Source organism: Belnapia mucosa, assembly GCF_016775475.1.
GTDB lineage: Bacteria > Pseudomonadota > Alphaproteobacteria > Acetobacterales > Acetobacteraceae > Belnapia > Belnapia mucosa.
Genome location: NZ_JAEUXJ010000021.1, coordinates 1 through 22,455, shown reverse-complemented (window position 1 = coordinate 22,455; position 22,455 = coordinate 1). Strand labels below are relative to the sequence as shown.

General features: G+C 65.5%; 14 protein-coding genes and 7 pseudogenes. 12 read left to right on the top strand and 9 right to left on the bottom strand.

The window, feature by feature from the left end:
* Nucleotides 1–116: 116 nt before the first annotated feature.
* The 4 genes and pseudogenes from JMJ55_RS26445 to JMJ55_RS26435 form a co-directional block, all read right to left on the bottom strand.
* A complete protein-coding gene (locus tag JMJ55_RS26445; RefSeq protein WP_202828616.1) occupies nucleotides 117–551 on the bottom strand; it encodes a hypothetical protein in 435 nt (144 codons plus the stop codon).
* 638 nt (nucleotides 552–1,189) lie between these two features.
* Nucleotides 1,190–2,230: a tetratricopeptide repeat protein gene (locus JMJ55_RS26440; RefSeq protein ID WP_202828615.1), complete on the bottom strand. Its 1,041-nt coding sequence runs from the start codon at nucleotides 2,228–2,230 to the stop codon at nucleotides 1,190–1,192.
* A gap of 229 nt (nucleotides 2,231–2,459) precedes the next feature.
* Nucleotides 2,460–2,927, bottom strand: a pseudogene (locus tag JMJ55_RS32180) (transposase); the annotation flags it as partial.
* A gap of 223 nt (nucleotides 2,928–3,150) precedes the next feature.
* A complete protein-coding gene (locus JMJ55_RS26435) occupies nucleotides 3,151–4,143 on the bottom strand; it encodes an IS481 family transposase (RefSeq protein WP_202828614.1) in 993 nt (330 codons plus the stop codon).
* A 69-nt stretch (nucleotides 4,144–4,212) separates the two neighbouring features.
* On the opposite strand from JMJ55_RS26435, the pseudogene JMJ55_RS26430 reads away from it, so the two are divergent.
* Nucleotides 4,213–5,441 (top strand): annotated as a pseudogene (locus JMJ55_RS26430) (IS3 family transposase).
* A gap of 444 nt (nucleotides 5,442–5,885) precedes the next feature.
* Here the strand turns inward: JMJ55_RS26430 and JMJ55_RS26425 are convergent.
* Nucleotides 5,886–6,821, bottom strand: coding sequence for a LysR family transcriptional regulator (locus tag JMJ55_RS26425; RefSeq protein WP_202828613.1), 936 nt, complete (start codon nucleotides 6,819–6,821; stop codon nucleotides 5,886–5,888).
* 108 nt (nucleotides 6,822–6,929) lie between these two features.
* On the opposite strand from JMJ55_RS26425, the gene JMJ55_RS26420 reads away from it, so the two are divergent.
* From JMJ55_RS26420 to JMJ55_RS26390, 7 genes and pseudogenes are all read left to right on the top strand, one after another.
* A complete protein-coding gene (locus tag JMJ55_RS26420; RefSeq protein WP_202828612.1) occupies nucleotides 6,930–8,204 on the top strand; it encodes a flavin-dependent oxidoreductase in 1,275 nt (424 codons plus the stop codon).
* Between the two features lie 71 nt (nucleotides 8,205–8,275).
* Nucleotides 8,276–9,253 carry a Bug family tripartite tricarboxylate transporter substrate binding protein gene (locus JMJ55_RS26415; protein ID WP_202828611.1) on the top strand — a complete coding sequence of 326 codons (978 nt, stop codon included), beginning with the start codon at nucleotides 8,276–8,278 and terminating at the stop codon, nucleotides 9,251–9,253.
* Nucleotides 9,254–9,538: 285 nt separating this feature from the next.
* Nucleotides 9,539–10,312 (top strand): GMC family oxidoreductase N-terminal domain-containing protein, encoded by a 774-nt coding sequence (locus JMJ55_RS26410; protein WP_202828610.1) that lies wholly within the window; start codon nucleotides 9,539–9,541, stop codon nucleotides 10,310–10,312.
* A 38-nt stretch (nucleotides 10,313–10,350) separates the two neighbouring features.
* Entirely contained in the window at nucleotides 10,351–11,310 is a 960-nt protein-coding gene (locus tag JMJ55_RS26405) for a ketopantoate reductase family protein (RefSeq protein WP_202828609.1), read from the top strand.
* A gap of 116 nt (nucleotides 11,311–11,426) precedes the next feature.
* A complete protein-coding gene (locus tag JMJ55_RS26400; protein ID WP_202828608.1) occupies nucleotides 11,427–12,215 on the top strand; it encodes a class I SAM-dependent methyltransferase in 789 nt (262 codons plus the stop codon).
* A gap of 95 nt (nucleotides 12,216–12,310) precedes the next feature.
* Nucleotides 12,311–12,445 (top strand): annotated as a pseudogene (locus JMJ55_RS26395) (IS5/IS1182 family transposase); the annotation flags it as partial.
* A gap of 66 nt (nucleotides 12,446–12,511) precedes the next feature.
* A pseudogene (locus JMJ55_RS26390) lies at nucleotides 12,512–12,793 on the top strand (transposase); the annotation flags it as partial.
* A 230-nt stretch (nucleotides 12,794–13,023) separates the two neighbouring features.
* Here JMJ55_RS26390 and JMJ55_RS26385 read toward each other — a convergent pair.
* A pseudogene (locus JMJ55_RS26385) lies at nucleotides 13,024–13,620 on the bottom strand (IS110 family RNA-guided transposase); the annotation flags it as partial.
* Between the two features lie 219 nt (nucleotides 13,621–13,839).
* On the opposite strand from JMJ55_RS26385, the gene JMJ55_RS26380 reads away from it, so the two are divergent.
* Both JMJ55_RS26380 and JMJ55_RS26375 read left to right on the top strand, forming a co-directional pair.
* Nucleotides 13,840–15,072 carry an FAD-dependent oxidoreductase gene (locus JMJ55_RS26380; protein ID WP_202828605.1) on the top strand — a complete coding sequence of 411 codons (1,233 nt, stop codon included), beginning with the start codon at nucleotides 13,840–13,842 and terminating at the stop codon, nucleotides 15,070–15,072.
* A 103-nt stretch (nucleotides 15,073–15,175) separates the two neighbouring features.
* Nucleotides 15,176–15,612, top strand: a pseudogene (locus JMJ55_RS26375) (IS5 family transposase); the annotation flags it as partial.
* Nucleotides 15,613–15,898: 286 nt separating this feature from the next.
* Here JMJ55_RS26375 and JMJ55_RS26370 read toward each other — a convergent pair.
* Nucleotides 15,899–17,170: an MFS transporter gene (locus tag JMJ55_RS26370; protein WP_202828604.1), complete on the bottom strand. Its 1,272-nt coding sequence runs from the start codon at nucleotides 17,168–17,170 to the stop codon at nucleotides 15,899–15,901.
* Nucleotides 17,171–17,519: 349 nt separating this feature from the next.
* A complete protein-coding gene (locus tag JMJ55_RS26365) occupies nucleotides 17,520–18,422 on the bottom strand; it encodes a GNAT family N-acetyltransferase (protein ID WP_202828603.1) in 903 nt (300 codons plus the stop codon).
* 163 nt (nucleotides 18,423–18,585) lie between these two features.
* On the opposite strand from JMJ55_RS26365, the pseudogene JMJ55_RS26360 reads away from it, so the two are divergent.
* Nucleotides 18,586–19,363 (top strand): annotated as a pseudogene (locus tag JMJ55_RS26360) (IS5 family transposase).
* Nucleotides 19,364–19,453: 90 nt separating this feature from the next.
* Nucleotides 19,454–20,668 carry an MFS transporter gene (locus tag JMJ55_RS26355; protein ID WP_202828602.1) on the top strand — a complete coding sequence of 405 codons (1,215 nt, stop codon included), beginning with the start codon at nucleotides 19,454–19,456 and terminating at the stop codon, nucleotides 20,666–20,668.
* A 200-nt stretch (nucleotides 20,669–20,868) separates the two neighbouring features.
* Here the strand turns inward: JMJ55_RS26355 and JMJ55_RS26350 are convergent, their stop codons facing one another.
* Nucleotides 20,869–21,900, bottom strand: a complete 1,032-nt coding sequence (locus JMJ55_RS26350; protein ID WP_202828601.1) for an IS110 family RNA-guided transposase — start codon at nucleotides 21,898–21,900, stop codon at nucleotides 20,869–20,871.
* Nucleotides 21,901–22,455: the final 555 nt, after the last annotated feature.

The window sequence follows — 22,455 nt, the reverse complement described above, 5'->3', positions numbered from 1 at the left end:
TTTCCACTTGAACTTATCTCCACATTCGGGTCCGGCCAAGAGCCACGTGCTTAGCTCCTGGGCCCCGTCATTATGCTGCGCGCACGCACCCAATCTCTACTCTGGTCAGAGCCGCTTTACCGAGCAATCCCCCAGGCCATTGCTACACCTTCAGTAGCTACCTCATGCACCATCCCGTTCGTCCGCTGATACCGCAGCGCCATTCCCACGCGCTTAACCATCAGCCGACGCAGCCCCTTGTCGCTGGCGTCCAGCGCCCGCTCCGCTATCACCCTGGACGCAATCTCCGTCGCTGACAGCGGCTCCCCAGCCCGCCGCAGGATGTCCAGCACCGACCGGCTCATGGCCCCGTGCTCGGCTGGCGTCTCAGCCCGGCGGTATTTCGGCCGGATGCTCGCCACCGGGTAGTCGGGATCGAACTGGCGGATCACCGCGTCGAGGCTAGCGAGGTCCGCATGAAGCTGCTGGACGTGCCCTTGGGCCTTCTGCAACTCGCCGGCCAGTTCGGCGCGGCGCTGCACCAGGGCAGGGAGAACTTGGTCGGCCATCATGCGTCTCCAGACGAGAACGTATATGATACGACCAACGGTATTCGTTTACATCAGTGGTTTTGGTGTGGATGCTACCTAATACCGCGAATGTCCAGGATGGCCGCAAAGCTCCGACTTCGACTACTGACCAGAGACACCCGCTTGCCCACCAACACCGGACGTAAGGCCAGTGGCCACAAGGGGCGTCCTGGCCAAGCAAGGCTGTAGCTCTGAGCCGTACGGAGCAACCGGTTCTGGTAGGCGCTCAGTTGCAGCAGGTGGGACTTACCGCTGGTCAGGATAGGGGACGGCGTACTTCCAAATGGAACTCGGGCGGTAGTCCCATTTCCATCAACTCCCTCACGCGCTACCCCCGGTTTTGCCTCGCTGACCACCGGCAAGCCCATCAACGCTCGCCGAGGCCAGACCGCCAAATACCGACCGGTGTTCAAGGGTGACGTCGGCCCCGCTGGTCGGTTCCGCCCGACGGGATGACGGCACTGACCAGCCCAAAAGCTGCCAGCTGAGCCGCCATGACGAGAAAGGCGAGATCGTAGCTGCCACTCCAGCTCACCATTACCGTGAAGGCCAGCGGTCCGAAGATCGACCCAACAAAGCCCCCTGAAGGCTATAGGAGTGGAGTGGCTGGGGAACGCCTTTTAAGGGGAACGAAAACGATAGCTGTACCAAGCTGACCCCTTGCCAACCGGCTGCAGTCCTTGGGCCTGAAGGTCGGCTAAGAATTTAGCGAGGATGGCGCGGTTCTCAGCGTTTTCCACAAGAACAGCAGAACCGGGCCGATTGGCCATGATGAGTTCAACATCGCGGTCCGTGAGACCAAAGCTTGGGCTTGTTTCTCGCACCAGTCTGGCGCTCCTGCTTAATTGGAATCGTGCCATGCGAGCGGGGATATAGGAGGGCATGCCGGGCATCGGCATCATGATGAGCGTTGCCACCACCTCAGTGAAACGCTCTTCCGATCCCGGCCGTTGCTGTGCCTGTGTATCAGTCGTGCGCTGAAGCCTTGCCTGCCCCAACAGAGCAACACGATTATTAGGATCTAGCTGGAGAGATTTTTGAAAATCTGCAGATGCTTTGGCGATATCGCGCTTGCGTTCGTAGCTAAGGCCACGCAGTGCATGGGTCAAAGCTGGATTTTCAATATTGAGCCGCAAGGCGTGGGTAAAGTCAGCGATGGCCTTATCGTATTCGCCCATAGCCTTATGGGCCATACCTCGACTACCATAGGCATATGGTTCGTCTGGTTTTAGCCGAATGGCGCGATTGTAATCAGCAATAGCTTTCAAATGCTGGCCGGACCCATCGTAAGCACTACCTCGGCCCATATAACCAAGTGCGTCGTTCGGATGCTGCTGAATGACTCGACTAAAGTCATCGATGGCTAGACTGTGCTGGTTTTTAGCTGCGTAAGCGTAGCCTCTCTGCACCAGAGCCATTTTCAATTGCTGTGGTTCACTGTTTCTAGCTATGACGCGACTACACCCGTTTATAACCTGATCCGGCTCGCTTGTGGTGCTGGACTTGGTGCAGGTCACCCAGTCTCTATCATGGGCCGAACTTTGAGCGAACCCCGGCGCTAACATGGTATAAAAAATTGCTGCCATTACTAACGTAACCATTTGCCCTTTTTGATGCAGGCCATACATCATATGATTTCCCATTGCCCAACCCATGGTCATGCTGATCTGTATCACTATTCATAGGCAATAATGGCAGCGATGGGCCGCGCTTTACCAGCCTGTTGACGAAATCGGCCTGGCCTGATCCCGTCAGCCTGGAACGTGACCAGCAGGTGCAACATGGCGTCACCGTGTTGCACAGGTCAGTCGCCTGGACGCACTGATCCTGCGCACGTCTGAGATCATGCGATCCGAATGTATTTTGGCCGCCCAAGCTTGAGCATGTAGTTCAGCACCTTGACGGCAATGGCCACCTCGATCGCCTAGCGCCCATCCGTCTGTGAGCGCAGCCCATCACCGATACGCGCTTCCACCTCGAGATGTCGGCCTCCACCAGGGCGCGCCAATTGTATCGCGACGCCCGCTGCCAGCCTATGCGGCCGCGCTCGGCAATACGTCGCAGATGCGCGTCCCGCTGTGTCGGAGCGGTCTCAGCTGTGCCGCTCGGCACCGCGTTCGCGCGCGGAGGAGCAATGACGGCGACATCTGGATGTCGCGCCGTGACTTCAGCGTAGACGTCGTCGCGGTCGCAGGCACCGTCACCGGTGAGGGATGCCACGGAACCGTCGACCCACTCGAGCAAAGGGCCGACCTGCAAACCGTCATCGGCATCCCTGCGGATCAAAACCGAAGCGATGATCTGGCCGGTGTCGGCGTCCGTGGCGAGGTGGAGCATCTTCCAGGTTCGGCGCCGCTTGCTGCCGTGCTTCTCCTACGGACGGTGTTCAGACTGACTTGGCGCTGCTCGGCGGTCTGCCGGAGCGTGGCACCGTGCAGCAAGGCCTGGGCCACGGCCGCTTCCGCTACCGTCAGGCTGAAGGCCTGCCGCAAGACCTCCGTAGCCGGGCGGAGTATCGCTTCGGGGTCGTGCAGCAGCACCAGGGCGCCCAGCGGGCCAGTGGCGGCCGAGACCAGCGGCGCTAGATGTTTGGTCCCGGCATTTGGTGGTGCGGGTTTGCGGTGAACCTGTGGGGCTCGGTGGCCCATGATCGGCAGATGAACTCGTAGGGCGTGAGGCCCTTCAGCGTCTTGAGCCGCCTGGCGTAGTTGTAGGCGTCGAGGAACAGAGCGAGGTGGCTGCGGAGCTCGTCGTGGCTGGCGTAATGGTAGCGCCGGACGGTGGCCTCTTTCAGCGTCCTGTTCATCCTTTCGACCTGCCCATTCGTCCACGGGTGATGAGGCTTGGTCAGGCGATGCTCAATGCGGTTCTGCGCGCAGGCGAGCTCGAAGGAGTGGGCGCGGAAGAGTTCGCCACGATCCATGGCCTCGCGGATGAGTGGTGCGGCTGACGCGATGTTGCCGAGGGTGGTGAAGTGGATCCCGTTGTCGGTGAGCACGGTGTGCACTCGGTAGGGCACGGCTTGCAGGAGAGCTCGGAGAAAGTCGCCCGCGACCCGCGTAGTGGCACGCTCGTGCAGCTGGGTGAAGGCGAACTTCGAGGTGCGGTCGATGGCAACGAAGAGATGGAGCTTGCCCTGCTCGGTCCTGACCTCGGCGATGTCGATGTGGAAGAAGCCGATCGGGTAGGTCTTGAAGCGCTTGCGGGCTGGCTTGTCGCCATCGGTTTCGGGCAGCCGGGAGATGCCGTGGCGCTGGAGGCAGCGGTGCAGCCCTGAGCGGGTGAGATGCGGAATGGTAGGCTGGAGGGCGTAGAGGCAGTCGTCGAGCGGCAACAGCGTATGCCGCCGGAACGCGACAACCATCGCCTCCTCCTCAGCCGAGAGGATGGTAGAGCGGGCTGCGGCCGGGCCGGTGCGCTGGTCGGCCACATCGGAGCGGGCGCGCCACTTGGCCACCGTCTTCGGGTTGACCCCATGGCGCCGGGCCAGGGCTCTCAGGCTCTCTTGACTATGTTGGATCGCCCGACGGACTGCCTCAGTCGTGCGGGCGCAACCGTGAAGAACCTGGCCCATAGCGCTCCTCCGCCCCACGGTTGATTGGGACACCTCGCAAGCGGACGGTATCCGCAGATGGGGTGCATGATGACGACAGAGACGATGGACGCGGCCGGTCCTGGCCGGGGTGGTCGGATGTCACGGCAACGCAAGCGGGATGCGGTGCTGCGGCTGCTCCGGGGCGAGGACCTGGAGACGGTTTCGCGGGCGCTGGGTGTGACCGCGGCGGCGCTGAGCGGCTGGCGCGACGCCTTCCTGGCGGCTGGTGAGGCGAGCCTGTCCACGCGACCTGCTGATGGTGAGGCGCTGGAGAGCGAGCGGCTCAAGGCCAGGCTGGGCGAGATGCTGCTTGAGCGCGAGTTGCTGGAGGCCAAGGTTGCAGCCCTGGAGGGCGGCCGCCCTTTGGTCTGGCGGAGGTCACGGCCATGAGCCTGGCCGCCTCGCCCAGCAGCGGCAGGCCGTACGGCCTGGCCCGGGTGTGCCGGGTCTGGCGGGCAGCCCGGGCCACGATCTACCGCCATCGCCTGCCGCCCCGGACGGAGCCGCCCAGGCGACCGGGGCCGACAGGGCCGATGCCGGATCCGGAGTTGGCGGAGGCGATCCGGGCCGTCCTCGCGGCCAGCCCCTTCCATGGCGAGGGTCACCGCAAGGTCTGGGCAAGGCTGCGCATGCAGGGCCACCGGACCTCCCGCCGCCGGGTGCTGCGGCTCATGCACGAGCACGGCCTTCTCGCCCCGTCCCGGGTGGGCAGCCCCCGGGGCCCGCGCAACCACGACGGCACCATCATCCCCGACACCCTGGACACCATGTGTGCGACCGACATGACCACCACCTGGACCGGCGAGGGTCAGGCGGCGGTGTTCGTCGCCGTCGACCACCACGGCGCCGAGTGCGTCGGCCTGCATGCCGCCCGGCGCGGCACCCGCTTCGAAGCCCTCGAACCCCTCCGTCAGGGCGTGCGCCAGCACTTCGGCGGCTTTGCCAAGGACATCGCGGCGGGCCTGTCGCTGCGCCATGACCACGGCTCGCAGTACATGTCCGACGCTTTCCAGAGCGAGCTGAAGTTCCTGGGCATCGAGAGCTCGCCCGCCTTCGTCCGGGCGCCCGAGGGGAATGGCTGCGCGGAACGCTTCATCCGGACCCTCAAGGAAAACCTCCTGTGGGTGCGGACCTTCAACACCGTCGAGGAACTGCGTCAGGCGCTGCTCGAGTTCCGTCGGACCTACAACTCGACATGGCTCATTGAGCGGCACGGCTTCAGAACGCCCGATGCCGTCCGACAGGATCGGCTTTCAACCAAGGCTCTTGCCGCTTAGGCTTCACTCAGGTGTCTCAAAACCGCGGGCGGTACAGCGCGTCCTTCCATGCCTGGGAAAAGACTGCACCATCAAACCCTGGGATCAAACATCTAGGGTGGCGATCAGCGGCAGCTGGTCACGCCAGTGCACCAACACGGTCCGCAGCGGGCCGGGAGGGTGTCTTCTGTGGGTCGGCAAGGGTGGCGCGGACCGCCTCCTCGAGCCTTGGGCCGCCCTGGCGCCCGATCAGCCGGTCATTGCGTGTCGTGAGGCCATCGCCGAGAAACAACAGCGCAGCCACGCCGTCAGTGGCGAAGCTGTCACCCCCGTTCCCATAAACCACGAAACGCAGCCTGTAGATCCTGGCAAAGGCCTGTCAAACAAATTCCCCTCAGCGCTCAGCTAAAAAACGGATCCACGCCTAGGGAACAGCAGTCCCCTGCGTCCCCGCCCGGCCGAGGGTCAGGAGAGCGGCTTGGTGACCTCACGGGCGCACTGGACAAACAGCTCCGCGAGCGGGCTCAAGGTGCGTCGCTTGAGCGTGATGACGGAAACGCTGATCCGCGTGTCTGGCAGCTGGACTGGTAACCCCTTCAACGACAGCCGCTTGGCGCTGAAGTGCAGCACGGAGCTGGGCAGCAGGCCAACGAAGTTGCCGGTGCCCACCAGCGCGGCGCTCAAGTTCGCCGATTGGGTGACAACGCTGGTGCGTGGCGGCTCCAGACCACTGGCACGAAAGATGCCGGCGATCAGCACGCCAGGCACGCTGTCGTAGGGCGGCAAGGTCCAGGCCTCGCCCATGAGCTCAGCAAGCGCGATCCGGCGCCGGCGCGCCCACGAGCTCCCCATTGCAGCGAAGGCTAGAAAGGGCTCGTCGAACAGGCACTCCACCGCGAGATCCTCCTCGGTGGAACTCATGGGCAGGCGCCCGACCAGCAGGTCGACGCGGCGCTCGCGCAAAAGTTGAAACTGCCCAGCCCCTGTCTCGGCGTACAGGACGTGCAAGCGCACCTTGGGCCAACGGCGCAGGAACTCGTCGACGAGCGGTGGTATCACCCCGGCGTTCATGATGTCAGGGCAGCCAATGCGTAGCTCTCCCTCCCCAGGGTCCGCCAAGTGCTCGATCCGCCGCAATCCCTGCCGCAGCTCGTCAAACACCATTGCACCGCTGTCCAGCAGGATCTGGCCGTAGGCGGTCAGCTCAACACCCTTGGCGCTCCGGTCGAACAGTTGCACGCCAAGCGTCCGCTCCAGGTCGGAGATGGTCTTGGATACCACCGGGTGAGTAATGGCCAAGCTCTCGGCAGCCTTGGCCATGCTGCCGCATTCCACCACGGCAAGCAGCACGTGCAGATCCCGCAGCTTGATGCGCCGGCCAATGCGGTCCGTCCAATCCATCGTTCACCATTAGCCTAACAGCGACAGGGATGTCGAAAAAAGAAGCTGTTTGGCTACGCCGGCACGAGGCAGGGTCGCGCCATCAGGATGATTTGGGGATTACATCCGATGCGAGTCATCATCGTCGGAGCTGGCATTGGCGGATTGACCACGGCCTTGAGCCTCCGCGCCGCCGGCATCAACGCCACGCTTTTCGAAGCCGCGCCACGGATCGGCGCCCCAAGTCTGGGCATCAACCTGCAGCCCACCGCGGTGCGCGAGCTGGCCGAGATGGGTCTCCTCGAACGACTTGCGGAGGTCGCGGCGCCGATCGAGGCGCTGCGTTTCTTCAACAGGCACGGCCAGGAAGTCTGGGCAGAACCGCGCGGCTTGGCTTGCGGCTTTCGCTGGCCACAATACGCCGTCAACCGCGGCGCCCTGCAGGCCCTGCTCCACCAGGCCGTCTGCGACCGGCTCGGCCGGGACCGCGTCATCGTCGGCCATGCCCTTGCGGGCTTCGAGCAGGACGGAAATGGCGTCCTCGCCCATTTCATCGATCCGGCGAGCGGAAAGCGCGTTCACAGCGAGCGGGGCGATGTGCTGGTCGGCGCGGATGGCCTGCATTCGGCGGTGCGCCGGCATTACTACCCGGACCAGGCCCTGCGCTTCGCTGGCCAGCTGATGTGGCGCGGCCTTTCCGAGGGACCGGCCTTTCTCGGCGGCCGTACCATGGTCATCGCCGGGCACCGGAACCAGAAATTTCTCGCGTACTCGATGGGGCCCGCCGGGAACGGCAGGGAGATCATCAACTGGGTGGCCGAGCTCGGGCAGAGCGGCGGTGCGCCGCCACGCGAGGATTGGAACCGGAGCGTGGACAAGAGCGTCTTCTCCTCCCACTTCGCCGGCTGGCGCTTCGGTTGGCTGGATGCTCCGGCCATCATCGACCGCGCCGAGGTGGTTCTCGAGTTCCCCAAGTTTGACCGCGATCCAGTGGATCGCTGGAGTTTTGGCCGCGTGACCCTGCTGGGAGACGCGGCGCATCCGATGCAGCCAGCCGGCTCGCAGGCCGGCTCGCAGGCTATCCTGGACGCGCGCGTGCTGGCTTGGCACCTAGCCAAGGCAGCGGACGATGTCCAGGGCGCGCTGCGGACTTATGAGGCAGATCGGCTGCCGGTCACCCGCGATATCGCCCTGCAGAATCGTGCCATGGGTGCCGAGGCCATGATGGACATCGCCGAGGAGCGGGCGCCGCAGGGCTTCGCCGACATTGAGCCCGTGCTGCCGCGCGCCGAACGCGAAGAACACGCGGCCGCTTACCGCAGGCTGTCGGGACTGGAGGTGGAGGGCGTGAACACCCGCCCGTCTTACGACGTGCTTGCGATGTCGCTCTCGCCGCCAGCTTGACCTGACGGCTCGCTCCGACTGCTACGGGTCTGGCCATTATGGCCGCTGCCCACGATCAGAAAGGTATCACTATGCGCTATTTCCCAAGCCACAGCCGTCGTGCCCTGGCGTTGGCGACAGCGAGCCATGCCTTCGGCAGCACGGCGCGAGCGCAACCCGCCTGGCCTGACCGCGCGGTGCGGCTGGTAACACCCGGTGGGCCCGGCACCTCGCCGGATGTCGCGGCGCGGCTCTATGCCGAACGTCTCGCCGCCCGTTGGGGCACGCCGGTAACCGTAGAAAACCGCGCCGGCGCCGACGGTACGCTGGCGGTTGAGCATTTGACGCAGCAGCGCGACGGGCATGCCCTGCTGTTCACCTTCATCTCCGCTTTGACCGTCGCCCCGCTGCTCTATGCCAGGCTGCCCTTCGACCCGGCGGAGATTGCGCCGGTCTCAATCGGCGTATTCGATTGGATGGCGGTCGTGGCGCCGAACTCGCCGGCCTTGACCAACCTGGCGGAGGTTGTGGCAGCCATCCGCGAGCAGCCGGGAAAGCTGAATTGGGCCTCGGCCGGGGGCGACCCCTACCTGGCGATGGTGGGCTTTGTCCGTCAGCAGAACCTTGACATGCAATATGTCTCGTACCGCTCGCCTGTGCTCGCTTTGCCTGACCTGACGCAGGGCCGCCTGCAGTTGCTCATGCTGCCGTTAGCCGCTGTCCTGCCGCAGGCGCGCGCCGGAACGCTGAAGCTGCTGGCGGTCACCAACCCCGTGCGCTCTCCCGCCACCCCGGACGTTCCGACCGTGACCGAAGCCGGCTTTCCTGACCTGACCTTCCAAGGCACGTTGGGGTTCTTCGCTCCACGCAGCATGCCTGCCTCTCTACGCGAGCGGATCGCCGGCGACGTTCGTGCGGTGGCCGGAGAGCCGGACTTTGCCGAGAAGGTCAGGCCACTTGGCATGGTGCCGCGCGCCGGCACACCCGATGAATTGGCGCGCGTGGTTGATGAGAACAGCCAGCACTGGGCAGAGCGCGCCCGGATCTATGGCGTGCGGCCGATGCACTGATCGCCCAACTGGTTCTGTCAGCACTCACGTCAAACCTGGCGTCACGAGTTGGACGGCGAGCTCCGTCTATGCTGCCTCGAGCATTACGAGCGCAACAGTAGCACGACGGAGATGCGCCTGGCTCGGCATCCAGTCGATGACGAGCTGCGGGCCCACCGCGCTTGGCAACAGCAATGTTGTCGCACCTAAGGAATTGGATCGCGCGCCTCGTCTCAACAAATGCAATCCTACGAGCGGCGGCTACCAGCAGACAGCTGCTAAGTAGAACTGCAATGGGGTCAATCAGTGCAATTCGACGAAATCATTGTCGGAGGTGGATTCTCGGGTGCTGTGTTGGCAGCGCGCCTGTCTGAGGATGCCAGACGAACGGTGCTGCTGATCGAGGCTGGCCCGGACTACAAGGATATCGAGACCACTCCGGCCACATTACTGAACTGCCGTCGTGTTGCTCACGATCATAGCTGGGGCTGTGAGGCCGAGATAGTGCCAGGTCGGTCAGTGCCCTATCCGCGCGGCAAGGTCATCGGCGGGTCTTCCAGCGTCAACGCCTGCTTAGCCCTACGTGGCATGCCGTCCGATTACGATGAATGGGCAGCACTGGGCGGTGTCGACTGGACTTGGGCCAAGGTCCTACCCGTGTTTATGCGCATGGAGCATGATCTCGGTGGCAGCCGGGATGTTCATGGCATTGGCGGCCCAACACCGATCCGTCGTTACGCCGATTCCGAGCTATGGCCAGCGCAAAAGGCATTCCTTCGTGTTTGCGAACTACTCGAATTTGTAACCATACACGATCATAACCACCCAAGTAGATCCGGTGCCGGTTCAGGGCCGTGGAACATCACGAGCGACAATGTTCGGATGTCGACGGCAATCGCCTATTTGCTTCGGGCGCGAGGTCGCGCCAACTTAAAAGTCCTGCCTGACACCCTGGTCGACCGGATGCGTGACCGAGCGAGTTGGAAGCGACTGACGCAAGTCATGGCCAAGCGTTTCGTAGGCTCTGCGCAAAAAAAATCGACGAGCGCAAAATTGGAATGGCTTGGTATCGCGCGGTGAGTCTGATGCAGTGACATAAGAAACATTGGGGGGCGACAATGCGGATCTTGGTGATGGGCGCCGGTGCGGTCGGTGGATACTTTGGCGGCCGCCTGGCGCAGGCTGGCGTTGTCAAGGAGGTAGCTTTCCTGGTCCGGCCCGGGCGCAAAAAGCAGCTCGACCGAGATGGACTGGTGATCGAGAGCCCAAGCACCGGCGACTTTCGCAGTCCCGTGACCGCGCTGCTTGCGGAGGAGGTTGAACCTGGCTGGGACGTGGTGCTCCTGACCTGCAAGGCTTATGACCTCGAGGCTGCCGTCGCCGCGATCCGCCCGGCGGTCGACGAGCGCACGGCGGTGTTGCCACTGCTCAACGGTCTGTCGCACATCGACACGCTTGAGGCTGCTTTCGGGAAGGGGCGCGTGCTCGGCGGGCTGGCCAAGGTGCAGGCGACGCTAGCGCTCGAGGGCGTGGTCCGGCACCTCGCCCCATTCACGGCGCTCGAGTTCGGTGAACTGGATGGGCGGACCACGGAGCGCGTCCTGGCCTTGGAGGCTGCCTTCGCCCGCACGCCGATCAAGGTTGAAGCAGTGTCCGATATCCGCGGCCGGATGTGGGAGAAGCTCACCTTCCTCGGTGCCTTGGCTGCAGCGACCGTGCTGATGCGCGCAAACCTTGGCGAGATCGCCCACGCGCCTCAGGGTGGTGCGTGGCTGGAGCGGCTCCTCCAGCGCAATGCGGCGATCGCTGCCGCGCACGGTTACCCGGTGCGGTCCGAGGCGATGGAGCGGGAGTTCTTGCCCTTCTTCCGGACCGCAGTTCCGGGCAGTGCCGGCGCTACCGCCTCGATGCTGCGCGACCTGGAGGCCGGCGGTCGGATCGAGGCCGACCACATCCTGGGCTTCTTGCTTGACGCAGCGCGCCGCGCGGGCCTGCCCGATGAACTGCACGAGGCTGCGTATCTTCACGCCAAAGCTTATGAAGCCCGTCGCGAGGCTAGACGGTTCCCAGGCAGTTAGTGAGTAACACCTGAAGTTTGGTGCCCTAATAGCTGCGTGGTTGCACCCAATATACAGTCACGCCTTACAATCGAAGCTACCAATTAATAGTATTTATTATCGGGAGGAGAATGGACATGAGTGGCTATCAACTTTCGGGTGATGCACCAGAGGCATACACTCACTATCTCCAACCTTTCATGGCACCGTTTACCGACGAACTTATCCGAGATGCGCACTGTAGTGACGGAGATCGAGTGCTCGACGTTGCCTGCGGCACTGGATTTGTCGCGAAGCGCATCACCGCCGTCAGCGGCGCTCAATGCAAGATTGTTGGCCTGGACGTGAACGAGCCGATGCTCAATGTCGCGCGGCAGGAACCCGGAATTGAATGGCACCTCGCCAGCGTCGCTGAGATGCCCTTCCCGGATCGCAGCTTCGATGTCGTGTTGTGTCAGCAAGGACTTCAGTATTTTCCTGATCGTAAACTAGCGATGAAGGAAATGGCCCGCGTCCTGGCGCCAAGCGGTCGGCTGTCGCTTAATGTATGGGGCGCTCGAGAGCGCCAACCATTCATCGTCGCTCTGGCGGACGCCATCAGTAGGTTCCTCGGTTCTGAAGCGGGAGAGTGGATTCCCCTCGCCTATTCGCTGAACACGGTAGAAGAGCTTCACAGCCTCGTACAGGATGCTGGCCTGAAAGACGCGAAGGTTCGATTTGAAACTCGGACCATCCGTTATCCCGATGCCGCCAAGTTCGCCGTCGGCTTCATACAGGCGACGCCCGCGGCTGGTCTGTTCACCGCCCTGTCCGAGGACGACAAAGCCAAATTTGGCGCCCATGTGGCCGAACAGCTGAAAGGCTACATTGACGACACCGGCATGGCCGTTCCGCAGGAAAACCATTTCCTTTCTGCCGTCCGGTAGCCTGACCTCGCCTTGTTGCAGCGGTCGCCGGCCTGGGCGGCTTTGGGTAGGGTGAGGCCTGGGCGAGGCCCCCTCACCCTGCATGGCCACTCCTCATGCCGTTCAAACTGAAGGCCGCTCGGCGCCATCACATTCCGAAGCAGCAGTACCGGGTGACCAACTGGGCCAAGTACAACGCCGGCCTGCGGGCTCGCGGCAGCCTGACGGTCTGGTTCACGCCGGGGGCAGTGGATGACCCGACCCCGTAGAAGCGATCCGCCGGTATGTGAGGCTGGCGAGGCGCGGAGGGTTTTGGGATGACGAGGAAGCACCACAATCCGGAGGAGATCGTGGCAAAGCTGCGGCAGGTTGAGGTGTTGCTGGCGCAGGGAAAGACGGCGGCCGAGGCGGTGCGCACGATCGGGGTGACGGAGCAGACCTACTATCGGTGGCGGAGCGAGTATGGCGGCTTGAAGCTGGACCAGGTGAAGCGCCTGAAGCTGCTGGAGTAGGAGAATGGCAGGCTGCGGAAGGCGGTGGCGGAGCTGACGCTCGAGAAGCTGGTGCTCAAGGAAGCCGCCTCGGGAAATGTATGGTCCGCCCCTCCCCAGCAAGGGACGAGTTGGTGATCACGACAGCACTTGCGTCAATGTATCCGGCCTCTCGCGCGTGAGCCGCTGTTGCGACCAGGCCATGATGAGATCCGCGCGCGCCGTTCCCAGATACTGGCAAGGGCACGGAGCCCGTTTTCCCTGAAAGGGCTTACGGCGCGCCGATCGTCTGCTTCGTCATCACTCCCTCGAGCCTCGCAAGCTGCGACCAGGGGCGCTTAGGCGAAGGCGGGATCACGCCGTTCGTACAGTGCCCCGGGCCTGTTCAGGATCACCCAGGCGACGCGTGCCATCTTCGCCGCTAGCGCGACCACGACCTTGTTGGGATGCATCCTTGCCCGCAACTGATCCAGCCAGGCTCCAAGCCGGTCGCGGCTTCGGTCGAGATGCATCAGGCACGAGCAGGCACCGTGGATCAGCAGGCGGCGGATATAGGGATTACCCCGCTTGCTGATGCCGAGGAGGGTGGTCTTTCCGCCGGTCGAGTGCTGCCTCGGCACGAGGCCGATCCAGGCAGCGAGATCGCGCGCCTTCCTGAATTGCCGTCCCTCTCCGACGGCGGCGATGATGGCCGTGGCACCGAGGGGGCCAATGCCGGGGATGGTGGCAAGACGCCGTGCGACATCGTGGGTGGTTGCCGTGGCCTCGATTCCGCGGGAGACGTCAGCGATGCGCTCTTCGAGCGCGCGCAGTTCCTCCCACAGCTCGGACAGCAGCCGCCGCATCGTCGGCGTGAGGTCGTTCTCCTCGTCTGCGATCACCCCCGCCAGGTCGAGCTTGAACGCCCCGGCGCCCTGCCGCATGGCGACGCCGTGCTCGAGACAGAAGGGCCTGTTAGCTTCTGATTAGAGCAATGGCTCTGGCCCGTTCAGGTCGGCCCAGGCAGCCAACCGGACTGCGCAGATGACTGGAATGGCCAAGGGGTGCCCATCGTCGCCCGGTCCCGAACCGCGAGCCTTTGGTTGCGGCCGGCGCGTGCCCGGGCAAGACTGCAGCGCTGGGTAAATTCGCGGATGGCCGTGAGGGAGGGCGCCTTGTCGGACGAACCGGAGGTCGTAATCGTCGGCGCGGGAGTGGCGGGGGGCGCCATGGCCACGGTTCTCGCCCGCAGCGGTCTGGACGTGCTGGTGTTGGAAAAGTCGCTGGTCCACCACGACCGGGTCCGGGGCGAGTTCATGGCCCCTTGGGGGGTGGCCGAGGCGAGCCAGCTCGGTATCCTCGACCTGCTCGCCGCCGCCGGCGCCCACTACACCGTGCGCTCTGTCCCCTACCGCGAGGGCCTCGACCCCGAGGCGGCGCGGACGCGGGCCTTCGACCTCGGGGCCATGCTGCCGGGCGTGGTGGGCGCGCTGAACATGGGCCACCCCCGCCTGTGCGAGACGCTGGACGCCGCGGCACAGGCGGCCGGGGCGACGCTGCTGCGCGGCGTGGCCGACCTCGCTGTAGAGGCCGGCGAGCGCCCGCGGGTGACCTTCACGCACGACGGCCGTCGGCACGAGGTGGCGCCGCGGCTGGTGGTCGGTGCGGACGGTCGCGGCTCGGCGGTGGCGCGCCAGGTCGGCGCGCCTGCCGAGACTGACCCCGTCCATCACATCATGGCGGGCCTGCTGGTCGAGGGGGCGGAGGCGTGGCCGGAAGGGGAACAGACGATGGGCGCCCACGGCGAGGCCACGCTCTACGTCTTCCCGCAGGGCGGCGGCCGCGCGCGGCTCTACCTCAACCACGCCCTGAGCGAGCGCAGGCGCTTCGCCGGTCCTGAGGCGGCGCGGAACTTCCTCGCCGCCTTCCGCGTGCCCTCACTCCCACACGGCGAGGCCCTCGCGGCGACGCGGCCGGCCGGCCCCTGCCATGGCTACCCCAACGCGGACAGTTGGGTCGATGTGCCGGCCGCGCCGGGCGTAGTGCTGGTCGGGGACGCGGCCGGGCACAACGACCCCACGATCGGCCAGGGGCTGAGCATCACGCTGCGCGACGTGCGTCTTGTCGCCGAAGTCCTGCTCTGCGGGGGCAACTGGGAAAGCGGCGCCTTCGCGCCCTACGTCGAGGAGCGCCGCGAGCGCATGCGGCGCCTGCGCTTCGCCGGCAGGCTGGTGTCCGCGCTCAATGCCGAGTTCACGGAGGAGGCGCGCCAGCGGCGCCTGCGCGCCTGGGGGCGCATCGCGGCCGACCCGACCCTGGCGCTGCCGATGGTCGCCATGTGGAAGGGCCCCCACGGCCTGCCGGCGCACGTCTTCGAGCAAGGGGCATGGGATCGGCTGCTCGGCTGAGTGCGCACGGAAGGCCGTCTGCGGCGTGTGCCCGCCCCTTGGCGCCCCGGCTGGCCGAAGTCCTGCTGGCCCATGAGAACGACACCCATCTGCGCGGATGACCATGAATCCAGGCATCCACGTCCTAACCGATGCGCGGTGGGCCTCACTGGAGCCGCTGATCGACGAGGTCCGGCCGCACTGCAAGGTGCCGCACGGCAACCTGCGGCGCACGATTGAGGCGATCCTCTGGCGGTACCAAAACGGCGCCAGGTGGCGGAGCATCCCAACCGAACTGGGTCCCCGGTGGAAGGCGGCGCAGACCTTCCTCCGCTGGGCCCGGCTCAGCGTCTGGGAGCGCCTGCTCGACTTGGTCCAGCGGCGCGGCGTAACCCTCGGCATGGCCTCGACGGCACCAACATCCGCGCCCACCAGAAGGCGGCGGGTGCCGGAAGGATGGGGGCTGACGCCGAGGAGCGCGACCGCCGTGGGGCGCTCGGCCGCTCCCGTGGCGGCTACGGCACCAAGGCGTGCGTGATCGCTGATGGCCGCGGCCGGGCCTACCTGCGCGACCCGTATGACTATGCCGCGTCACGGATCAAAGGCGAAAGCGCGTTTGAGACCTGCCTCGACCGCGCCGGCATTCTTGGGGCTCGGATCACCGAACTGGGCGGTGGTGCGCCCTCAGGCCCATCCGAGCACGAGCGCACACGCGGGTTAATCCTGGACGGCCTCATGGTCGGCTTTCGGACTGCCCGCAAGACCAGCGACAGCGTGAGACCGCGGCAGGAAGTGCATCCTCTGAGGGGATGAGCACCACTCCTGGCTGCTCGGCCTACATCTCTCCCTACTCGGCAACTTCGCTGTGCCGGATAGTGCCGCCCGTGACGGTCAGGCTGACCTTTGCTGAAGACCCCGCGGCTCCGGGTTCCGGCATTAGGAGCCAGAACAGCACACCACCCAGTGCAGCAATGGCAGCCCCTGTTAGAAAGGCTGCATCATAGCCCGCCCAAACCACGACCGAGCTGGCGAGAAGCCCGCTCAGGATCCCACCAACTGAGTGGACGGTGCCAACACCGCCTTGCGCCGCATTAAAATGCCCGCTGCCGCGCGTCAGGTTGGCCACCACGACCGGGAACAGCGCCCCAAATACCCCGACCCCTACCCCGTCGAGCAGTTGGACTGCCACTATCCACGTGAAATCATTGGACAGAGGGTAAAGTGCCCCGCGCAACGCCAGTGCAGCGAAGGCGATCAGGAAGAAGGGCCGGCACCCCCAAACGCTGGCCCGTGCCCCAGCCAGCGTTGCCGTTGCCACCATGGCCAGTTGAGCAGCAATCATGCTGGCCGCCGCAAGAGGAATGGCGTTTGATGGATCTGCCCGAGTTGCACGCTGCACAACTAGCCCCAGCATGGACGCATTGGCCAAGTGGAACAGCGCCCCGCAGGCGGCAAAGACCAGTAGCGGTTGGCTCGTCAGCAGCACGCCCCAGGATGATGGCCGATAGCCAAGTTCTCTGGCATCGGACGGGAGGCCGCGGGCGACCTCATGATCGATGGCCCGTGCCGGAATCGCCAGCACCACCACAGCGCTGACCGCGGCGGCGGCGGTCAGTATCCAGAAAACGACGGCGATGCCGAAACTAGGTGCGGCGGCCAGGACCGCCAGGTTGACTGCGGCGCTACCGGCATGGAACAGGGCTTCATTGCGCGCGGCACGCTGGGCAAAGCGGGCAGGCCCGACGATGCCGAGCGAGATCGCCGCCATGGTTGTGCCCACCGTGGAGTTCGCCAGCGCCCCTGCAATCCCCGCTGCGGCAACGGGCCAAAAGCGCGGCGCGAAGACCATGGCGAAGGCTGCTGCCGTAGCTACCGCCAAAGCGCCGATGAGTAGCGCGCGCTTGGCCCGCACCGTGTCCACGAGGGCGCCAATAGCGACCTGCGACACCAAGCCGGTCACACCACCGAAGGAGAAGGCGAGGGCGATGCCTGCCTCATCCCAAGCGTGCTCCGTCATCAGGTAAACGATGAGAAAGGGACCGAGCCCGTAACGCACGTCCGCAAGGACGAAGTTCAGGAGGTCCAGGGCGCGTTCGGCGCGAGGCAAGGGCGGACGCATGCGCTGCTACACCTGACCCAGCGTCGGCGGGGCGTCATGCGCGTCAATCCAGGCGTCCTCCGCGTTCTGAAGAAACGCTTCTGGCTGCCGGGCAACGATCTCGGATCCGCTGCGGTGAATGTTCAAGCCCCATATATTGGGTGAGCGCGACCGCACCTCTACCCTAGCACAGTCGCGAATCTATCTGCCAACTATTGATCGTGACTTGCTGCCACCCATAAAACTCAGAGAGCTTAGCTCTAGGGCCCGTTAGCGCCTGAACGACGCAGAATGGACATGTTCTGCGCCGCGAGGTCGGGAGCATCGCGGGCCGGCTGGGTAGTCCGCCCAGCAAAAGGCCACGCGGGCGTCACATGAAGCCCGGGTTGCTCGGCAGGTAGCGCGACCAGTCCCCGAACGGCCGGGCGGAGAGCAGGACGAAGGGCTCGTCGATCCGGAAGCCGAGCCCAAATGCCACGTCCAGCATCCGGTCGGCCCTGCCCGGGACCACCATCGAGACCTGCTTCGGCTGCACCTCCAGCGCGCCGCGCACGGCCGCTTTCAGGGCCTCCCCCGCCTCTGCGCCCGGCGAGACGGCGAGCGGGCCGACATGGCCGGCTCCCGAGACGTAGGCGTAGCCCACCGGCCTCCCCGCCTGCTCGATGCGCAGCGCGCGAGCCGCGACGCCGTCGAGCTGGAAGGCGTGGTGCGACTCCCGCCGGAAGCCCAACACCGCCTCGTCGATCCGGCCCAGCCACTCTCGCGGGCCAGGCCAGGGCTCGATCGGCACCGCCTCCAGGCGCGGGGTGGCGATCCGCTCCGCCACGAGCGGCGCGGGCGCGACCAGCCGTAGCAGCGGTTCGCGCGGGTACAGCCCGTTGCGGATGTAGAGCCCCGTCGAGGCCGTGTTATAGGCCATGGTGATCAGCGCCCGGTTCTCGGCGCCGTTCTCCTCCGCGTGCCGCATGATCCTGGAGAGCATGGCCTGGCCGATGCCCTTCGACTGCGTACCGGGCTGGACGAAGAGCTGCGCGAGGAACCAGAACCGCTGCCGCATCCAGGCGAAGGCGAAGCCCTGCAGCGCGCCGTCCGCCTCGGCGACCCACAGGCTGGATGAGGGCTCGGCGAAGGAGAAGGTTTGGAACAGCGGCGGGCCCAGAGCGATGCTGGGCGGGAGGCCGTGTCGCACCCGCAGGTCGTTATAGGCGTCCTGGACGATCCTCGTCGCGGGTGCGAGGTCCTCGCCCCTCGCAGGACGGTAGGTGATGTGCATGCGCCACCTCGTCTCGGAGCAGATCTGCTCGGGACCCACATTCTGCCGATCGTCATGGCGGGAAAGCAAACCTCCCGGTGCCGCCCCTCGACCCAGTGATGGCCCGTTCGCCCGAACGGGAATGCCTGCGGGCGTTTTGCCGCCCTTTGGGAGGGCGGCGCTCGTGCTGACGGACGAACAGTGGGCGGTGCTGGAGCCCCTGGTGGAGGCCTGCCGTCCCCCAGCCAAAGTGCCGCCGAGCAACTTGCGGCGGACGATCTCGGCCATCCTCTGGCGGCACCAGAACGGGGCGAAATGGCGCGCCATCCCCGAGGGGCTTGGCCCGTGGTGGATGGCGGCCCAGACCTTCATCCGCTGGTCGCGGCTCGGCGTCTGGGAGCGGCTCCTTGCCACGGTGCAGCAGAGCGGCATCGAGCTTGGCATGGCGTTCCTCGACGGGACCTCGATCCGCGCCCATCAGAAGGCGGCGGGGGCGGCCAAAAAGACACGGCTCCGATGGAGCAGAGGGTTGGTGAGGCGCTCGGCCGCTCTCGCGGTGGCTATGGCACCAAGGCCTGCGTGATCGCCGACAGCGCAGGACGGGCGGTCGCCTTCGCCCTGGCACCCGGCCAGGCGCACGAACTACCGCAGGCCGTCCCGCTGCTGGCCCGCCTGCCCGACGTGCCAATGTGGGTGGTGGCCGATCGCGGCTACAGCAGCCATGCCTTCCGCGAGCACGTCTTGGCGCCCGGCCAGCCATTCCGACCCGCCGCGACGAGGCCCCGGTCGCCTGTCCAGAGCCGATCTACAACAACCGCAACCGCGTTGAGCGCCTTTGGGCGAGGCTGAAGGAGTGGCGGGCTGTCGCCACCAGATACGAGAAAACCGCCGCCTCTTTCCTTGGCGTCCTCTCCCTCGCCGCCCTAGACTGGCTGAGGCGCTGCGCCGCACCCGGGCGGTAATCTTCGGGACTGGCTGGCGCTATCCATTCGGAGCTAGGCACACTGTGCTGCTCGGGCCAGCATCAGGCCTAACGCTCAGGGAGGCGAAGCATGCAAGCGCATTGGCGGGCGCTCACCGTGCTGACGGTCGCCCGCACCAGCATGGGATTCCAGTTCCAGTCCATTGCCTCGGTCTCCCCGGAGCTTGTGATGCAGCTCGGCCTGAGCTACGCCGATCTCGGTACGCTTATAGGTCTCTACTTTCTGCCAGGCCTGGCCTTGGCCTTACCAGGTGCGGCACTCGGCCGACACTTCGGAGACAAGCGCGTGGTCAGCTTCGGCCTGCTGCTGATGGTCGCTGGCGGGCTTGCGACGACATGGGCCTCGGACTTCGCCTCGCTCGCAGCAGCCCGATTGCTGTCTGGAGTGGGCGGCGTGCTGCTGAACGTCCTCATGGCCAAGATGGTGACGGACTGGTTCGCCGGGCGTCGTGAGATCGTGCTGGCCATGGCCGTCTTCGTGAACTCCTTCCCAATCGGCGTGGGGCTCGCCACCCTCTCGCTAGGGACGCTGGCGGGCCTTGCTGGCTGGAGCGCGTCCTTCGCGGCCACTGCGGCACTTGCACTCGCAGCGTTGCTCCTTCTTACCCTCGCCTATGCGAAGCACCCGAACGACGGCATAGGCACCACGGCGGGTGGCGTGATCTCTGCGTCAGAGGCGATGCTGGTCTGCTTAGCGGGCGCGGTATGGGGGATCTTCAACGGCGCCTTCGCAGTGATGTTCGGCTTCGCGCCGACCTTCCTTGCGGGCGAAGGACTCAACCCCACCCAGGCGGGCCTGCTCGTCGGCATAGCGACGTGGCTGGTCGCGGCCTCCGCCCCGGTTGGCGGAATCGTCGCCCAGACCTGGGGACGGCTGGCTATGCTCATGGCTGTGGGCGCCCTGGGCTGGGCCGCTTGCCTCGCTACACTGGCCTTGGCGGTTGGGTTTGCCGGTCCTGCCCTCATCAGCGCAGGGCTGCTAATGGGCCTGCCCATTGGGGTCATCATGTCGATGCCCTCGCAAGCGCTGCGGCCGGAGAGCCGGGCCGTCGGCATGGGGCTGTTCTACACTTGGCTTTACATCGGACACGGCCTTATGCCGCCCACGGCGGGCTGGCTGCAGGACCTCACGGGTAGCGCGGAGCTGCCATTGCTCCTCACGGCGATGCTCGTCGGCGGAATGCTACCACTATACGGGCTGTTCCAGGCTGTTGTGCAGCGCCGTGCTGCCGCTCCGGCTGCCTCAGACGCTAACGGACCCTTCTGTAATCGGGTCGGTCAATGACCGGCGTAGGGTGTCACGTCGCGGGTTCCTCGCTTCTGTTCGTGGTCGGCGTGGAGCCGCCACAGGCTACGGCCAGGCAGGCGGGGCGGACCAATCTAGAACGCGGGCTCGGTGGGTGCCGGCACCGGGTCTGTTGCGGTCTTGCCCTGCCGCGTCCCCGCGACGGGACGTCGGACGCTGAGGTCGGGGATGGCGAGCGGCTATGCCACAGCCTTCTCCCCACCCCAGCGGAACTCGGTACCGCGGCGCCACATGCTCAGCAGCACTACGGCGAGCTTACGAGCGACCGCTACCTTGGCGCGGCGCATGCCCGAGCGCTTGGCAATCGCTATGCCCCAGGCCTTCAGCGACGACCAGCGCGTGGTCCTGGTGAGCAGCACGTTCGCTGCCTCGTAGAGCGCCTGGCGGGCGAGACCGTCGCCTTGCTTGCTGATGTGGCCTACTCGGTCCGTTTCGCCGGACTGATAGCGCCTTGGCGTCAGGCCGAAGTGGGCGCCAACCGCGCGGGACCGGCTGAACCGAGCCGGGTCGTCCACCGCCGAGCAAAAGGTCAGGGCGGTCACCGGCCCAACACCGGGCACCGTCATCAGCCTGCGGCAGACGGCATCGTCGCGCGTGGCGCGGACGACCAGGTGGTGTAGGCGCTCGCGCTCGGAGAGGAGGGTCTCTCGCACCTGCAGCAGGGGCTCGATCACCGCGGCGAGGCTGCGGCGGTCTGCCGCGAGCTCACGGGCACGACTCGGGAAGGCGCGCTCGCCGATCGGGCCAACCTTCAGCCCGAAGCCGCGCAGCAGGCCACGGATGCCGTTGTCGATGTCCCGCAGCTTGCCAACCAGCAGCTTGCGGGCGGTCAGCAGCGCCCGAAGTTCCTGCGACAGCTCCGACTTCACATGCACCGCTCGGAACCAACCGGTCCGCACCATCTGGGCGATGGCTCGCGCGTCGGTCCGGTCAGTCTTGACCGGCATGGCTTTGGTCGCCGCCCGCAGCTGCCGGGTCTCAAGTAGCACTACCGGCAGGCCCGCCGCCTTCAGCCCAGCATGAAGCCACTGCGACAGCGGCCCAGCCTCGAGGCCAACACGAGCGAACCCCAATCTCATGCCCGTCAGAGCCGCAGCCAGCGCCTCCGGCTCGCTCTCCACCTTCAGCTCCCGCAGCATGGCGCCGGAGCCGTCAACGATGCAGATGCTGCTCGTCTCCAGCGAGACGTCGATCCCGGCATAGTGGGCCATCTCGATGCCTCCCTCTGCTGAGGCCCACCTGGGCCTCCCGGAAGAACAACCGGTCATGGCAGCCTGCGCTACCAGCCGACCCGATTACCGTATCTAGGGGGCCAAAAAGAGTGCATATGAAATAGAAGCGATGCCGGGTCGATTAGGGGGCCACTGAATGGCGGATTGAGATCCTGGAACGGGACGTGGCAACTAGCGATCGCTTCGTGCCACACACGTTCTTACACCGGCGAACAAAGGGCGCGGCTATGATGCAGCAAAATTCCACCAGCACGGTTCAGTCAGTGCCGGAGATGCCCCGAAGCGTCTCGCCTGCGGATCTCACCAGGGCCGCCGAACCGACCCCCCTGCCTGCTCCGCCTGGTGCTGGTCAGGTTGGAGGGGCGGATCCGTTTCCAGGATTGGCCGATGCTGTCGAACACGTCCCCCCTAAACGCGACAACGGCAAGGCTACCGGTTCTCAGGGGAATAAGGGCGCCTAGGAGCCCGTCCCGGTAACCGCATTTCGGGGCTGATGCCGCTGGGGGCGGAGCGGCACTGATGGCGTGCACGCCG